Origin of the sequence: Pseudobacter ginsenosidimutans, assembly GCF_007970185.1 — a bacterium.
Lineage (GTDB): Bacteria > Bacteroidota > Bacteroidia > Chitinophagales > Chitinophagaceae > Pseudobacter > Pseudobacter ginsenosidimutans.
On the sequence record NZ_CP042431.1, the window covers coordinates 2,088,512 to 2,105,357 of the forward strand.

General features: G+C 48.1%; 15 protein-coding genes. 13 read left to right on the top strand and 2 right to left on the bottom strand.

Annotated features, from left to right (window positions below; all coding sequences use genetic code 11):
- Nucleotides 1-22: 22 nt before the first annotated feature.
- The 13 genes from FSB84_RS08570 (at nt 23) to FSB84_RS08630 (ending at nt 12,222) form a co-directional block, all read left to right on the top strand.
- The gene (locus tag FSB84_RS08570) at nt 23-1,819 is read left to right on the top strand and encodes an OmpA family protein (protein ID WP_130541954.1); all 1,797 of its coding nucleotides are present in this window, start codon (nt 23-25) and stop codon (nt 1,817-1,819) included.
- Nucleotides 1,820-1,952: 133 nt separating this feature from the next.
- Nucleotides 1,953-2,729 carry an ABC transporter permease gene (locus tag FSB84_RS08575; protein ID WP_130541953.1) on the top strand — a complete coding sequence of 259 codons (777 nt, stop codon included), beginning with the start codon at nt 1,953-1,955 and terminating at the stop codon, nt 2,727-2,729.
- 9 nt (nt 2,730-2,738) lie between these two features.
- Nucleotides 2,739-3,590, top strand: coding sequence for an ATP-binding cassette domain-containing protein (locus FSB84_RS08580; RefSeq protein WP_130541952.1), 852 nt, complete (start codon nt 2,739-2,741; stop codon nt 3,588-3,590).
- A gap of 72 nt (nt 3,591-3,662) precedes the next feature.
- Nucleotides 3,663-4,100, top strand: coding sequence for a GNAT family N-acetyltransferase (locus tag FSB84_RS08585; RefSeq protein ID WP_130541951.1), 438 nt, complete (start codon nt 3,663-3,665; stop codon nt 4,098-4,100).
- A 384-nt stretch (nt 4,101-4,484) separates the two neighbouring features.
- Nucleotides 4,485-4,811: a HesB/IscA family protein gene (locus FSB84_RS08590; protein ID WP_127128975.1), complete on the top strand. Its 327-nt coding sequence runs from the start codon at nt 4,485-4,487 to the stop codon at nt 4,809-4,811.
- Between the two features lie 37 nt (nt 4,812-4,848).
- A complete protein-coding gene (gene sufB, locus FSB84_RS08595; protein ID WP_130541950.1) occupies nt 4,849-6,294 on the top strand; it encodes a Fe-S cluster assembly protein SufB in 1,446 nt (481 codons plus the stop codon).
- A 53-nt stretch (nt 6,295-6,347) separates the two neighbouring features.
- The gene (gene sufC / locus FSB84_RS08600; RefSeq protein ID WP_192909905.1) at nt 6,348-7,115 is read left to right on the top strand and encodes a Fe-S cluster assembly ATPase SufC; all 768 of its coding nucleotides are present in this window, start codon (nt 6,348-6,350) and stop codon (nt 7,113-7,115) included.
- A gap of 57 nt (nt 7,116-7,172) precedes the next feature.
- The gene (gene sufD / locus FSB84_RS08605; RefSeq protein WP_130541948.1) at nt 7,173-8,498 is read left to right on the top strand and encodes a Fe-S cluster assembly protein SufD; all 1,326 of its coding nucleotides are present in this window, start codon (nt 7,173-7,175) and stop codon (nt 8,496-8,498) included.
- A 7-nt stretch (nt 8,499-8,505) separates the two neighbouring features.
- Nucleotides 8,506-9,750: a cysteine desulfurase gene (locus FSB84_RS08610; RefSeq protein ID WP_317132486.1), complete on the top strand. Its 1,245-nt coding sequence runs from the start codon at nt 8,506-8,508 to the stop codon at nt 9,748-9,750.
- A 15-nt stretch (nt 9,751-9,765) separates the two neighbouring features.
- Nucleotides 9,766-10,188 (top strand): SufE family protein, encoded by a 423-nt coding sequence (locus FSB84_RS08615; protein ID WP_130541947.1) that lies wholly within the window; start codon nt 9,766-9,768, stop codon nt 10,186-10,188.
- 11 nt (nt 10,189-10,199) lie between these two features.
- Complete coding sequence (locus tag FSB84_RS08620) at nt 10,200-10,514, top strand: iron-sulfur cluster assembly protein (RefSeq protein WP_130541946.1); 315 nt, start codon at nt 10,200-10,202, stop codon at nt 10,512-10,514.
- A gap of 134 nt (nt 10,515-10,648) precedes the next feature.
- A complete protein-coding gene (locus FSB84_RS08625; RefSeq protein WP_130541945.1) occupies nt 10,649-10,960 on the top strand; it encodes a helix-turn-helix domain-containing protein in 312 nt (103 codons plus the stop codon).
- Nucleotides 10,957-12,222 (top strand): type II toxin-antitoxin system HipA family toxin, encoded by a 1,266-nt coding sequence (locus FSB84_RS08630; RefSeq protein ID WP_130541944.1) that lies wholly within the window; start codon nt 10,957-10,959, stop codon nt 12,220-12,222. The genes FSB84_RS08625 and FSB84_RS08630 overlap by 4 nt, the downstream gene beginning before the upstream one ends.
- A 101-nt stretch (nt 12,223-12,323) precedes the next feature.
- On the opposite strand, the gene FSB84_RS08635 is transcribed toward FSB84_RS08630, so the two are convergent.
- Together FSB84_RS08635 and FSB84_RS08640 are read right to left on the bottom strand one after the other, a co-directional pair.
- Nucleotides 12,324-13,676, bottom strand: coding sequence for a TolC family protein (locus FSB84_RS08635; protein ID WP_130541943.1), 1,353 nt, complete (start codon nt 13,674-13,676; stop codon nt 12,324-12,326).
- A complete protein-coding gene (locus FSB84_RS08640; RefSeq protein ID WP_130541942.1) occupies nt 13,673-16,816 on the bottom strand; it encodes an efflux RND transporter permease subunit in 3,144 nt (1,047 codons plus the stop codon). Before FSB84_RS08640 ends, FSB84_RS08635 begins: the two co-directional genes overlap by 4 nt.
- Nucleotides 16,817-16,846 lie beyond the last annotated feature (30 nt).

Here is a 16,846-nt window from a genome sequence, read left to right on the forward strand (position 1 = left end):
AACCACTAAAAAATTATCAATCATGAAATGGTCTAATCTCACATTTTTCTCGAAAGCCCTTATCGTTCTCGTTATTGCTGGCGCAGTGGGCAGCGCTGTGTATTTTCTCTCTCCCGGTCTGCGCGTGGACGAATCCAAAAAACTGGATAAGCTCGCGCTGAACGACCAGGATGTGAACAACATCACAACCTCTGCGGAGCTTCCGCTGCCACAACTGGACCAGGCAGGCGATGTTGCCAACAAGCCGCTGGTGCGTATCGGCGGCTATGCATGGAACGCACAATCCGGTATCATTGTAGCCAACGGTGGCGCCAAAACCAGCAAAGGATCACTCATGGAAAAGAATGGCGTAAGACTGGAGCTGGTGCGTCAGGACTGGCTCTCCGAGTTGCGCAACCTTCACATGAAATTTGTAGATGAATTCGATAAAGGCAATAACAATCCTTCCGAAGGTGTGGCCGGTATCATGATCATGGGTGATGGCGTTCCTTTCTATATCAGCTCTGCCCAACAGGCGCTCGACGATAAATACGGAAAAGGGAAATACCAGTTGCAGGCTATTGCGGCTATTGGTCTCAGTTATGGTGAAGACAAACTGATCGGGCCGCCCAGCTGGAAAATGAACCCGCAATCCATGAAAGGCGCACTGGTATCGGCCGTGATAGGTGATGGCGACTGGGTTACTACCGTGAACTATGCATTCGCGAATGGACTTAAAGTAAATCCCGATCCCAGCACCTATGATGCAGAAGCAGTGAACTTTCTTGCCTCCGCCAATGATGACTATATCGAATCCGCGAAAGAGCTGATCAAAAGCCAGCAGGAAGGCTGGACCATTCCACTCAAAGAAGTGAAAAATGGAAAGCTCACTGGTAAAACCATCAACAAGAAAGTAGATGGCTGCGCCACCTGGACACCCGGCGATAAAATGGTGTTCGATAAGCTTACAGGATTTACTGACGTGGTATCCACCAGAGAATTCAATAACCAGATGGCTACTACAGTGATCGTACTGCGCCAGTGGGCAGAGAACAATAAGGAAACGATCGGAAAGATCCTTCGCTCCGCCTACACGGCCACCAATCAGATGAAGCAGTACGATAGCTGGAGAAAGAGAGCATCAGAAGCCGCCGCCAAAACCTTCGGTATCGAAACGCCGGATTACTGGTACGCGATGTTCAAAGGACAAAAAGGAGAAAAGAATGGAATCAGCTACAATATGGGTGGTTCCCGTGTGTTCAACCTGGCGGATGCAAACCAGTACTATGGCATTTCGGATGGTACTAACCGTTATAAAGCGGTATATGACCAGGTGAGCCGTTATCTGAAAGAGCTGAACCCCGCCGGCTTCAATCAGAATGTGAAGCGTGTAGTGCCTTACGAAGAAGCGGTGAACACATCATTCCTGAAAGAAATAAAGGATATTGATGCAGGCGCTTCCTATACCACGGACTACTCGCAGAAAGCCACCAATGTGGTTGCTTCAGCAGAGTGGAGGATCAACTTCGACGTAGGCAGGGCAAGTATCCGTCCTGAAGGAGAAGATGTACTGGAGCAGATCTACAACCTGTTGATCCAGGCAGAGGATTCCAAACTGGAACTGATCGGACACACAGACAATACCGGTACAAAGGAGGGCAACTATTCATTGTCTGCCGCCCGTGCCGAATCCGTGAAGAACTACTTGGTAAAGAAAGGAATCCCGGCAGACCGCTTCCAGAAAGTGGATGGTAAAGGTCAGGACGAACCGATCGAAGACAACAGTACTGCATCCGGTAAAGCTAAAAACAGACGGGTAGTGATCACACTGCTCAAATAATAAAGATTGTTCTTAGGCTGGGTAACAGAGGGAAGTTGTTCAGGAAGCTTCAGTTTCGTAGCCATGATTGTCTGTTCTTCCTGCTGCTGAAATCTGTGCCCGGCCTAATCTTAACCAACTTAACCTGATAAAAATGAAAATAGCAAACTGGTTCAGGCCGTTTGAAAAGATAAACCCGCAACAGCAGTTGATCATCGGCGTTAGCTGGATCGCATTGGTCACCGGCTGGTGGTTCATCAGCTCATCCGGAACCAAACATCTCTTTCCCACGCCATCGCAGGTATGGGATGGATTCAAATCTTTGTACAGTGAGGGATTGATCGTCCATATCGGCAGTTCACTGGCGCTTTGCCTGAAAGCAACTTTCATATCTGTTGTCATTTCCCTGTTACTGGTTTATTTCTCGCCGTTACCGGCTTTAAGGCCGCTGGCAGTTACTTTGAGCAGGTTCCGTTACCTGCCATTGACGGGCATCACCTTTTACATGGCGATCCTGGTCAGCAATGCAAGAACGATGCAGGTGAGCGTGCTCTTCATATTCATGAGTCTTTATTTCATCACTTCACTTCTGGCAGTGGTGAAAGATATTCCACCGGAAGAGATCGATCATGCGCGCAGTCTGAAATGCAGCAGGTGGGAAGTATTGCTGGAAGTGGTGATCAAGGGACGATTCGATTATGTGATCGATGTGCTGCGCCAGAACCTGGCCATTACCTGGATGATGCTGGTAACAGTGGAATCCATTTTGGTAGCTGCCGGTGGGTTGGGTGTACTGATCAAGAACAGCGATAAGTTCATGAACCATGGCCGAATCGTGGCCCTGCAAATGGTGATCCTGCTGGTTGGCCTGTTGCTGGACTGGGTATTGCGCAGGACCCGCAAATCTGTTTTCAAATATTCCACTTTTTAATGATCAGTCATGACCTCTTTCACATACGAACAAAAACAAACGATACTCCAGGTGGAAAACCTGAGCGTTGCCTGCAATGGAAAAATTATTATTCAGGACATCAATTTCACTGAGCGAGACACGGTGCGGCCAGACAGGCAGCAGGGACAGATCATTGCTTTTCTCGGCAGGTCAGGCCGCGGCAAGTCGACGCTCTTCCGCGCCCTCACCGGGCTGGAGTCTCCCACTACCGGGCAGGTTCTTATCCCTGACCTTGCCAAAGAAGTGACTAACGGAAACCAACCGGCGAAAAAAGTGACTGAAGGGGATGTTGGCTTCGTGGATCAGAAATATACGCTGTTCCGCCACAAGACTGTTTTTCAGTCCCTGCTCTTTGCTATGCGGCGATCAACATTATCGCTCGCCGAAAAAAAAGAAAAAGTATTGCAGCATCTCAGCGACTGGGGACTTACACAGGTGAAGGACCAGTACCCTGTATTCCTCTCCGGTGGCCAGCGTCAGCGGACAGCCATCCTGGAGCAATTGCTCAGCTCGGGTTACTATATGGTGCTGGACGAACCTTTTTCGGGACTGGATGTGGGCAATATCGAAAGTGTGAAACGGGCGTTTCAATGGGTGAATGCCAGTCATGAATTGCATACCATTATTTTCAGTACGCATGATATTGAATTAGCGGTTGAGCTGGCGGATAGCATTTACGTTCTTGGATACCCGAAAGATGAAAAAGGAAAGCTTGGCACTGCCGGCACATTGCTGAAGCATTTCGATTTGAAATCGATGGGATTGGCCTGGCAGGAGGATTTCGGGAACCATCACCTGGAATGCGTGAAGATGATCAGGGAAACGATGCTGGCATCTTAGCGCACTGTGTCCAGTCGCTTGCCTTCCCGGCGAGTGACTGGCTACACCCCGCAAAATCCGTAACTTCAGTACATGGAAATCCGGCAAGCAACAGCCAAAGACGTGGAAGCCATTTACGCTTTCATCTGCGATCTCGAAGAAACCACCTTCGATTTTGAAATTTTCACTCAACTCTATCTTCAGAATATTGCCGGGGAGAATAATATTTACCTGGTAGCCGAAGAAACTACCAGATCCAAAGTCATCGGCTTCATCTCTACCCATGGCCAGATTCTACTTCACCACCTGGGAATGGTCTACGAGATCCAGGAGATGTTCGTGGACCAGGAATTCCGGAGTCATGGTATCGGTCAGCAACTGATCGAAGCGCTTGAGCTGCGCTTACGGGATCGGGAATGCCACTGTCTGGAAGTTACATCCAATGCCAAACGGACTGCCGCACATGAGTTCTATATCCGTAACGGATTCATACAATCGCATGTAAAACTCACAAAAGAAAGGCAGGTCTAAAGCATCGCTCAAAACACTATCCGGCGAAAATTCGACTGACTGCCAGGTGCTTACGATTCCTTCTATTCATTTTTCTCCCCTTATTTACCTTTTTGCGCCAGATGCCTGCGCCATATCTTTCTGATATAACGCCCACTTTCCTGCCTGAACTGCCAGAAACCTTGAATTTCCGCTCCAAAGCCCAGATTTCTGGCGTACTTTTGTGGGCTAAAATCCGCCAGGCTGCTCCGGCAGTTTCGAGATCGGAAAAATTTTAGGCGGAATGTTTGCTTGGCATTGGAAATCAGGAAGATACCGCATTATGGACAATTCCTCCCAAGGGAACCAAACCCTCCTGGTATTGTTATATATGCACACCATTCCTAAACAGACAATCAAAATAACATGATCACGATATCTGAAAACGCGAAAAAATATATCCATCAGCTGATGGAAAAAGAAGGACAGTCCACAGACAGTTTTGTGCGTGTGGGCGTGAAAGGCGGCGGTTGCTCCGGTCTGGCTTACGAAATGAAGTTCGATCAGGAGATGCGCGAGAACGACCAGGTATTTGAAGACAAAGGTGTGAAACTGGTAGTGGAAATGAAAAGCCTGCTCTACCTGTACGGCACTGAATTGGATTACTCCGGAGGCCTCAATGGAAAAGGTCTCTTCTTCAATAATCCCAACGCATCAAGGACCTGCGCCTGTGGCGAAAGCTTTGCTGTTTAATTACAGCACCCGAAAAACTTAGACCCGAACAAAAATTATGAGCACAGATTTAGATATTTTAAAAGATGTATCCACGGAAGAGTACAAATATGGCTTTACCACGGACATCGAAATGGAAATTGCACCCGCAGGGTTGAATGAGGATACCGTGCGCTTCATTTCGCAGAAGAAAAACGAACCGGAATGGATGCTGGAATATCGACTCAAAGCACTCCGTCATTTTCTGAAACTGGAGATGCCCACCTGGCAGAACTTTAAACTGCCAACGATAGACTTCCAGGCAATATCTTACTACGCTGCCCCCAAGAAAAAGGCAACACTGAACAGTCTCGATGAAGTGGACCCTGAACTGCTGGCCACTTTCGAGAAACTGGGCATTCCCCTCTCCGAGCAAAAATTATTGAGCGGTGTGGCCGTGGATGCTGTATTCGACAGCGTATCCGTTGCTACTACCTTCAAGGGTAAACTGAAAGAAATGGGAGTGATCTTCTGTTCTTTCAGTGAAGCTGTTCAGGAACATCCTGAACTGGTTCAGAAATACCTCGGCAGTGTAGTGCCCTACACCGATAATATCTTCTCTGCACTCAATGCTGCAGTGGTGTCCGACGGTTCATTCGTATACATCCCCAAAGGTGTGCGCTGCCCCATGGAACTGAGTACTTACTTCCGTATCAATGCTCAGAATACCGGACAGTTCGAGAGAACCCTCATCATTGCCGATGAAGGCAGCTACGTAAGCTATCTTGAAGGTTGTACCGCTCCCATGCGCGACGAAAACCAACTGCACGCTGCAGTAGTGGAACTGATCGCCATGGAAAATGCAGAGATCAAATACTCTACCGTCCAAAACTGGTATCCCGGCGATAAAGACGGTAAAGGTGGTATCTACAACTTCGTTACCAAACGCGGTATCTGCAAAGGTGATAATTCAAAGATCAGCTGGACGCAGGTGGAAACCGGATCCAGCATCACCTGGAAATATCCCAGCGTGATCCTCAAGGGTGATAACTCAACAGGTGAATTCTACTCTGTTGCCCTCACCAAGAATAAACAGATCGCAGACACTGGTACCAAAATGTATCATATCGGAAAGAACACCCGCAGCCGCATCATCTCCAAAGGTATCTCTGCCGGACAAGGACAGAATAGCTATCGCGGACTGGTGCAGGTGGGCAATGGCGCTGAAAACGCACGCAACTTCACACAGTGTGATTCACTGCTGATCGGAGACGAATGCGGAGCTCACACTTTCCCATACATCGAGTCTAAGAACAATACCGCGATGATCGAGCACGAAGCCACTACCTCCAAGATCGGGGAAGACCAGATCTTCTACCTGAACCAAAGAGGTATCGATACAGAAAAAGCAGTGGCGCTTATCGTGAATGGTTATGCGAAAGAAGTACTCAACCAGTTGCCGATGGAGTTTGCTGTGGAAGCACAGAAACTGCTGGCGATCTCGCTCGAAGGCAGCGTAGGATAACACACAACATTAAAAACACACCCGAGACACAATAAAACTCAATAACAGCAATCATGTTAAGTATAAAAAATCTGAAGGCTTCTGTAGATGGCAAGGAGATTTTGAAAGGACTGGACCTGGAAGTAAAAGCAGGCGAAGTGCACGCTATCATGGGACCTAACGGTTCCGGAAAAAGTACCCTGGCTTCAGTACTGGCTGGAAAAGATAACTATGAAGTTACCGGTGGTCAGGTAACCTTCGAAGGCAAAGACCTTCTGGATCTTTCACCCGAAGACCGCGCAAGGTCCGGTTTGTTCCTCGCTTTCCAATACCCCGTAGAAATTCCCGGTGTTTCCAACATCAACTTCCTGAAAACCGCTATGAACGAAATGCGGGCTTACAATAATCTTCCTCCCATCGAAGCAAAGGAATTCCTGCGCATGATGAAGGAAAAACAAAAACTGGTTGAATTTGATTCCGCTCTCGCCAACCGCTCCCTCAATGAAGGTTTCTCCGGTGGTGAAAAGAAAAGGAACGAGATCTTCCAACTGGCTATGCTGGAACCCAAACTGTCCATCCTCGATGAAACAGATTCCGGCCTGGATATCGATGCCCTCCGTATTGTTTCCCGCGGTGTGAACAAACTCCGTTCAGGAAAGAATGCATTCGTCCTGATCACCCACTATCAGCGTCTCCTCGAGTATATCGTACCTGATTATGTACACGTACTCTGGAACGGACAGATCGTGAAATCCGGTACCAAAGAACTGGCGCTGGAACTGGAAGAAAAAGGATACGATTGGTTGAAAGAAGATGCAGCTGCTGCACCCAGCTTTCACTAATCAGAGCGGTAATCAGATAAAATTGTAACGCAGCAACGCTGCCGCTAAACAATCGGAATGGAAAATACGGCCACACAAATCATCAATTCTCTATACGACCAGTGCATCGCAGACTTCGAACTGCGCAGCAGCACTACTGCTGAGCCCGCAGAACTGACTGCACTGCGTCAGAAAGCTTTTCAAAATTTCAAAAAAGCAGGATTCCCCTCCAATAAAGTGGAAGACTGGAAATATGTAAACCTTGCACCTTTTCTGAAAGAATCATTCGCTACTTCTACTGAAGAAGAATTAGTAGAAGTTTCTGATGAACTGATCAACAACTCTTCTATTCCTCATCTCGATGTTTGGAAGATCGTTCTTGTAAATGGTGTGTTCAGAAAGGATCTCTCCGATGTAGTGAATCAGGAAGGTGTGTTTGTTCTTCCCATCGCTGAGGCAATCTCCAGACCTGCGTTCCAGAAACATTTCGGTGCATACACCGATCTTTCCAAGAATCACTTCGCAGCTGTGAACACCGCACTGTTCCAGCACGGACTGTATGTTGAAGTAAAGAACAACGCTGTAGTGGACAAACCTCTGCACGTGATCCATATCAATACTGCTGATGAGCCGCTGTTTGTTCAGCCTCGTCATCTGTATATTACAGGTACTTCTGCAAACGCAAGCATCATCGAAAGCTTCGTGATCAGCGGTACCAAAGCAAATGTGTTTGTGAACAATGTTGCAGAGATCTTTGTAGGCGCCAATGCCAACCTGCATCATTATTATATCCAGGGCGGCAACGAAAAGAACCGCTACGTTCATCACACAGAAGTATACCAGCAGGCAGACAGTGTGTACAATAACTACAAGGCCAGCTTCCCCGGCACCAGCCTTCTCCGCAATAACCTCAACATTGCGCTCGATGGAGAAAACGTGGAAAGCCACCTGTACGGATTATACCTCTCAGGAGGCCGTCAACTGGTAGACAATCATACCATCGTTGACCACCGCAAGCCGCATTGTCAGAGCAATGAGCTGTACAAAGGTGTGATGAAGGATGAATCCACAGGCGTTTTCAATGGTAAGATCTTTGTTCGCAAAGACGCACAGAAAACAAATGCCTTCCAGCAGAACAACAATCTCATGCTCGGAAAGAAAGCCGTAGTGGATTCCAAACCTCAGCTGGAGATCTTTGCAGACGATGTGAAATGCTCTCACGGTTCAACCGTAGGTCAGTTCAACAATGATGCATTGTTCTACCTGAAGAGTCGTGGTATCGGTGACGAGAAAGCCCGCGCACTCCTCATTCACGCATTTGCTTTTGACGTAACAGAAAAGATCCCGCTTCCCGAAGTGCAGGATCATATCAATCACCTGATCGAAGAAGGTCTGAAAGCTTAATTGAATCATGAACGCTACTTCCTCCATATTGCTGGACGTTGAAAAGATCAGAAAAGATTTTCCGATCCTTTCACTCACAGTGAACGGTAAGCCATTGGTGTACCTGGATAATGCGGCTACATCACAGAAACCCAATTCTGTGATCAAAGCCATCGAACATTATTACACACATCAGAACAGCAATATCCATCGCGGAGTCCACTTCCTCAGCCAGCGCGCCACGGAAGCGTATGAAGTGAGCAGGAAGAAAGTAGCCAAATTCATCAATGCCGCCCATGACCACGAGTGTCTTTTTACCAAAGGCACTACCGATGGTATCAATCTGGTGGCTTTCAGCTACGGCAAACAATTCGTAAAACCTGGTGATACCATCATCATCTCGGCGATGGAGCACCATTCCAATATCGTTCCCTGGCAGATCCTTTGCGAAGACCGCGGAGCCAATCTGAAAGTGATCCCCATCAATGAGAAAGGTGAATTACTGATAGAGGAATACAAGAAGTTATTGAACGAAGACAATAACGTGAAGCTGGTTTCAGTTTGCTGGATCTCCAATTCGCTCGGAACTGTGAACCCTGTTAAGGAGATCATTGCGCTGGCACACGAAAAAGGAATTCCCGTACTGCTGGACGCTGCACAAGCGGTGCAACATGTTGCTGTAGATGTGCAGGATCTCGATGTTGACTTCCTTGCTTTCTCCGGACATAAACTGTACGGCCCTACCGGCAGCGGCATTCTCTACGGAAAAGAGAAATGGCTGAACCAGATGCCTCCCTACCAGGGCGGCGGTGACATGATCAAACATGTTACATTCGCAAAAACGACCTACAACGAACTGCCCTTCAAGTTTGAGGCAGGCACTCCCAATATTGAAGCCGGCATCTGCATCAGTGCAGGCCTCGATTATCTGAATGAGCTCGGCATCGAAGCGGTAGCGCAGTATGAGCATGAACTGCTCGAATACGTGACTGCAAAACTGCAGGAGATCCCGGGTCTTCGTGTCATCGGCACGGCTGATCAGAAAGCCAGTGTGGTTTCTTTCATCGTGGAAGGAACACACCCTTCAGACATCGGCGTACTGCTGGATAAAATGGGAATCGCTGTGAGAACAGGACATCACTGTACACAGCCTCTCATGGAATTCTTCGGGATACCCGGAACAGTAAGGGCCAGCCTTGCATTCTGCAATACTAAACAGGAAATGGACCAGCTGGTGGATGGCGTGAAACGCGCAGTTGCCATGCTGGTGTAATTCTACAGAGCCAATATGACCATCAACGAAATACAGGACGAACTGATAGAAGATTTCTCACTTTTTACAGACTGGATGGAGAAATATGAATACATCATCCAACTGGGAAAAGAGTTGCCACTCATCGATGAGCAATACAAAACGGATGATAATCTAATTCGTGGTTGCCAGAGCCGTGTGTGGCTCCATGCAGATTACAAAGATGGGAAAGTGATCTTCACTGCTGACAGTGATGCCATCATCACCAAAGGTCTGGTGAGCATGGTAGTGAAAGTGCTAAGTGATCATACTCCAGCTGAGATCGCGAATGCGGAATTGTATTTCGTGGATAAGGTAGGGCTTCGTGAACACCTCTCCGTTACCCGCAGCAACGGCCTGCTCTCCATGATCAAGCAAATGAAATTGTATGCAGTGGCCCTGCAGACACAAGCAAAGTAAAATCCTCCGCTATGCTGAACAAGGTGAAAATAGAAATGGATATTTACGAAAAGCTCAGAACGGTTTTTGACCCGGAGATACCGGTGAATATCGTGGAGCTGGGACTGATCTATTCTGTAACTATTAACGATGATGGTTACGTGAATTTGAGCATGACCCTCACCGCGCCTGCCTGTCCGGTTGCCGGCGAGATCATCCGTGAAGTGGATGAGAAGATCAGGGAAGTGGAAGGAGTGAAAGATGCGAATGTGATGCTGACTTTCGACCCACCCTGGAACAGGGATATGATGAGCGAGGAAGCGAAGCTGGAGCTTGGGTTTTTGTAAATAAATAAACGAATTCAGAAAAATGACCGATTTATCGGTCATTTTTTGTTTAAATAGCCCGATAAATCAATATTGGTTTATTGGGTGTATGATTTATCAGTCATTTTGTTATAATTTTGAATGAAATTTCGGACATGTCAAAAAAGGAGCTGAATGTGGGACCTTCAACGGAGGACCTGTTGAAGGAAGTTGGCCACAACCTGAAATTAGCCAGGTACCGAAGGGGCTTATCTGCTTCACAGGTAGCAGACAGGGCCGGGATTTCCAGGTCAACTTTGCAATTGATCGAAAGTGGAGAATCTAACATGTCGCTCGTTAGTCTTATCAGTATTTTACATGCTCTCAGATTGGATATAGTCGATTTTTTCCGGGGCGATGATCCTCTGGGAAGGAAGCTGCAGGATATCCAATTGTTGTCTGGTAAGACAAAGAAAAATAAGAAATGAAAACGCAATCAGGAAATAGGGAGATACTGGTTTACGCGGACTGGAGAGATCTGAAAAAGCCCATGCAGATGGGCAGTCTTCATGTTGACCAGTTACGGGGAAAAGAAGTATTTTCTTTTTCTTACTCAACAGATTGGTTGGAAAACAGTGTGGCTTTATTGCTCGATCCCGATCTGGGTTTTTATGATGGGCCCCAATATAACAGTAAGGGGAAGCCGAATTTTGGACTTTTTCTTGACTCCAGCCCGGACAGATGGGGACGGGTACTGATGCAGCGTAGAGAGCAGCTTAAGGCGATGAAAGAAAAACGAAAACCTGTAACACTACTCGAGAGTGATTATTTATTAGGAGTATCTGATCAATACAGAATGGGCGCATTACGATTTAAATTGTCGGAGGATGGCCCGTTTCAAAATGAAGATATTGCCCTGGCTGCGCCACCTGTAGCATCTTTAAGGACTCTGGAGGAAGCCAGTTTGCATTTAGAAGACGATAATGCCATTTCCGATCCGGCATTTGCTCAGTGGCTTAATATGCTGATCTCTCCCGGTTCTTCTTTGGGAGGAGCCAGACCCAAAGCAAGTGTGATTGATCCAAAGGGACAGTTGTGGATTGCAAAGTTTCCCAGCAAAAGAGATGACAGGAATATCGGTGGATGGGAATGGGTTGTGAATGAGCTTGCCCGGAAAGCAGGTCTCAATGTGGCGGAAGGACAAATTAAAAAGTTGACGAAAGAGCATCATACCTATCTTTCAAAACGATTCGACCGTGTGGGAGACTCAAGGACCCATTTTGCCAGCGCCATGACATTACTTGGGCGCAATGATGGAGCAGATGCTGCTGCGGGCGCATCCTACCTGGAGATAATGGATTTCCTTGCTTCAAATGGAGGGAACGCTACTGCAGATATGAGAGAGCTCTGGATGCGGATTGTTTTCAATATTTGTATCAGCAATTCCGATGACCATTTACGGAATCATGGATTCCTGCTGACTGCAAAAGGATGGATACTGTCGCCCGCCTATGATATCAACCCTGTTCCATTTTCGAATGGCCTCTCATTGAATATTGATCGCTATAGTAATTTGTTAGACCTGGAACTTGCTTTGGAAGTAGCAGAAAAATTCCGTGTAAGTCATAAGGATGCTAAATCACTTATTTCGAAAATGAAGAAAGTGGTTGCTGCATGGCAGAAAACTGCTTCTGGGATAGGGATCCCGCGCAATGAAATTGCTGCCATGCAGCCGGCATTTGCTGTTTGATCCAACAAAAAGCCTCACCCTTTCAGGTGAGGCGAAACACAACCTCTATACTGAGACACAACCATATATGAACACAAACTTTCGTTCCTAATCCTTCTCTTCTACTTTGCCAATCCCTCATTACCTCTCGTTCTCGCCAGATCGATCTCTGCACTGAGGTATTCAAATACTGCTTCCAGATAATTTAATTGTGCTGTGGTCAAAGCCAGTTCTGCATCGGTCAGTTCCAATCTTGAGGTTACTCCTTTCGCGTACCTGTACGCTACAATATCATAACTCAGCAATGCGGTCTCTTTAACTTTCAATTGTGTCTGCATCCTGTCATGTGTCTCTTTCAGGTTAGCGATCACTTGTTTTACTGTGGTCTTCAGCGACTGTTGTGCTTCTGTGATCCGGATCCCGGATTGTTGTTGTGCCAGTTCAGCCTGTTTGATCTTTGCCTGGTTACTGAATCCTGTGAACAGGGGCAGCACCACCTGCGCTCCTGCAAAGGAAGCGGATGGCCAGTAGGCATTCGCGAAATCGAATTTGCGGGCCTGGCTCTGGAGCTGGTATTGTCCAACGATACTAACAACCGGCAATCTCGCGGCTTTTGCCAGTGAGGCCTGTTGCTCACTTACCTGTTGTTGCAGGGCAAGCGCCTGCAGGTCCGGACGCTGGCGAAGCGCTTCTTCATATAAACTGTTCTCATCAGGAATAGCTTCGGTCGACCTCACAGCCAGGGAATCTGTAAGTGATATAGTGGCAAGCGAGTCCAGCCCCATCAGTGTGATGAGTTGTTGTTTTCCTACTTCTATCGCGTAATTGAGTTTAAGGATATCGGGTTGTAAATTCTGCACTGCGGTGAAGGCGCGCAGGGTGTCTACGCGAAGGCCACGGCCTTGCGCCAGTAATGATCTTGAATCGGCTAATGCCTTTTCATTACGTTGAAGGCTCTCATGCTGCAGTTTCAATCGCTCAGCCAGAACCAGTATACCGAGATAGGTCTGCTGAACATCAGCAGCTATATCAATTGATGATTGCCGGTAGTAAGCCCTGCTCATATTCTCCTGTAGCTGTGCAGCTCTGCGTGATGGCGCTGCTACCGGATTGTACACCGGATAGCTTGCGCTCAATGTTCCGGAGAACTGATCGCGGCCACCGATCCTGGAATAAGGGATCTTACTATTACTGCCATTCTCACCAAATCCGAAGAACGCGGGTAATGCAAAATAATGAGTGTAAGCTGCTCCCAGTTGGGCGGCAGGCAGCGAAAGACTTTTCGCTACCCGCACCTGCTCACCGGCGATAGAAATATCCAGGGCATTTGCTTTCAATGTTCTGTTATGTTGCGATGCCAGCAGCACTGCATCCTGCAGACTGAGACTTCTTGCCTGCTGTGCCGTGCTCACAAAGGAGCTACCGGCAATCAGCAAAGACAGGAATATATAGCGGGGAAAGGATTGTAATCTCATGATAAAACTGTGTTGTGTTGAAGAGTGGGAGCCACAGGTGAAACTGCAGTTCCATTCGTGTTGTTTTGTACGGGTTTGGTTTTGCGGCTGAAGTAACTGTAAACAGCAGGGATCACGAAGAGGGTGAGTACACCTGCGAATACGAGCCCGCCTACCACCACAATACCCAGTGATGCACGGCTACCGGATGAATTTCCTAAACTCAAGGCAATGGGCAGGGCGCCGAAGATCATTGCGAGCGTTGTCATCAGGATGGGCCTGAAGCGGGACGCGGCGGCGGATATAACGGCATCGCGCACACTCAATCCTTCCTGCTTCCGGTGATTCGCGAATTCCACAATCAGGATACCGTTCTTGGTGATCAACCCTATCAGCATGATCATCCCGATCTGGCTGAAGATATTGATGGAACTATCGCTCACCCAAAGGCTCAGCAACGCGCCGGTAACCGCCATCGGAACAGTAAGAAGGATGATGAATGGATCGATCAGGCTCTCGAACTGTGCTGCCAGTACCAGGTAGATCAGGATGATGGCGAAGATGAATGCAAATACAAGACTGGAACTGCTCTCCTTGTAATCGCGGCTCTGACCGGCGAGTGAAGTCCTGAAACCCGCAGGCAGATTGTCTTTCGCGATCTTGTCCATTTCTTCCAAAGCCTCTCCCATACTAACTCCGGGAGCAGGTGTGGCCTGGATGGTCACACTATAGCTTTGGTTGTAGCGGTAGATGGCAGGCGGGCTGATCCCTTCTTTCAAACTCACCAGGTTATCCAGCGGCACCATTTCATCGTTGGACGATTTCAGGAAAAGTGAACGGAGATTTTCAGGCGTTGATCGCTCTGATCTTTCCAGTTGTCCGATCACTTCATACTGACGGTCGTTGTAAATGAAGTAGCCATAACGTCTACCACTGAGCGCCAGTTGCAGTGTACGGCCGATCTCCTGTGTGGAGATGCCCAGTTGTGCAGCACGCTGACGATCGATGGAAATGCTGATCTCGGGTCTGTTCACTTTGAAGTCAGGATTCACGAAAGAGAGCTTCTTGCTGCCGTAAGCTGCGCCGGTAAGTTTCGGCATCACGTCTATCAGGCTCTTCAGGTCCGGCGCCTGCACTACATATTCGATCGGTTGATTGGAAGCGAATCCTCCGATAGTGGGGATCTGGATCGGGATCACGATCACATTCCTGAACCGTCCACTCGCAGCTACCAGTTTATCGTATACCTGTTGTTGCGTCATACCGCTCTTCCTTTTGTGCGGGTCTTCAAGGAATACCCATTGGAAGCCACTGTTGGGAGGTAGAACGAGGTTTCCGCTACCGGCGGCCACTGAAGCATAGGTCACATTGTTATTGAGGTCAGGAATGGAATCGGCTACATAGTTGCTGATCTCTTTCATGGATTCTTCCATGCTCTCGAAAGATGTCCCTTCCGGTGCAATCACCGCTAATCCAACCAGGGAGCGGTCTTCCAGCGGAGCGAGCTCAGAGGGAAGCTTGGGTGCCAGCAGGTAGGCGATACCGAAAGAGAACAACAGCAATGCAAATCCTAACCAACGGAATCGCATGAATCCGCGTAGCAGGTTCTCATATCCGTTGTTCAGCTTCACGAAGAAAGGTTCTGTTTTGCGATAGAGCCAGTTGTGATGTGCGCCGGCTTTCAGGAGATATGCGCTCATCATGGGCGACAAGGTCAATGCAACAAAAGCGGAGATCAGTACAGAACCTGCTACCACCACCACAAATTCTTTGAACAGTTTACCGGTGATACCACCTAAGAACATGATCGGCAGGAATACAGCGGCGAGCGTAACGGTAGTGGAGATAACGGCAAAGTAAATTTCGTTTGACCCTTTCCGTGCTGCTTCCACAGGACCCATGCCCTGCTCCACTTTCGAGTAGATATTTTCAAGTACCACGATGGCATCGTCCACTACCAACCCAATCGCTAATACAAGACCTAGCAAGGTGAGTACGTTGATGGAGTAATCCGCCAGGTACATGATGAAGAAGGCGGAGATGATTGATACAGGGATCGCTACCAGCGGGATCAGCGTACTGCGCCAGTCGCGCAGGAAGATGAAGATGATGATGGTAACAAGTCCGAATGCGAGTATCAAAGTCTCTTCCACTTCATCGAGTGAGTTCTTTACAGGAACGGTGAAATCTTTACCAAGCCTGATATTGTAATCCTTCGGAGCAGATTTGATAATGTCTTCGAAACGTTTGTTGAATTCATCCACGATGGCGAGGGAGTTGGCGCCACGTTGTGGCTGCACACCTGTGCCCACGCCATAGCGGGCTTGTTGTCCTTCCGCCACGATCATCGCTGTGCGTTCGTTCTGCGAGCTCATGATGGCTTGTCCTACATCGCGGAAGCGAACGATAGCTCCATTTTTTTCACTGATGATCATGTTATTGAAATCCTCTTCGGTCACCAGTCGCCCCAGCGTGCGGAGGGTCATTTCTGTTTGTTGTCCTTCGATCCGTCCACTTGGAAGATCTACGTTCTCACGCTGCAGCGCATTCTGAATATCTGCAGGAGAAAGGCCATAGGATGAAAGTTTAACGGGGTCCATTCTCAGGCGCATGGCGCGTCTGCGGCCGGCATAGGTATCTACCAAGCGCACACCGGGAATGGATTGCAGGCGTTCTTTGATATTGATGGTTACAAAGTCTGTAATGTCTTCAAGACTTTTGGTATCACTCTGTACGGTAAGGAAAACGAGGAAGTCCGGCGGACCAGCTTTCTCCACGATGGTAGGCTCGATATCTGTGGGCAACTGCTGACGTGATTTAGAAACCTTATCGCGCACGTCATTGGCTGCGGCTTCGAGATCGGCATTCATATTGAATTCCACGGTGATGATGCTCACCTGTTCACGGCTCACAGAAGAGAGGGCGCGGATGCCGTTGGCTTCGGCGATCGCTTCTTCCAGTGGTTTGGTCACCTGCGAGGCGATGATATCGGCGCTGGCGCCGGGATACACCGTGGTAACGGTTACGATGGGCGAATCTGTTACAGGATACTCACGTGTACCGAGGAACGTGTAGCCCACTATGCCAAATAAGATCAAAAGGACTGACATCACCCCCGCCAGTACCGGCCTGGAGATGCTCATTTGTGAAATGGCGCTCATATATTTATTTGTAAATGGTCAATAGAAGGG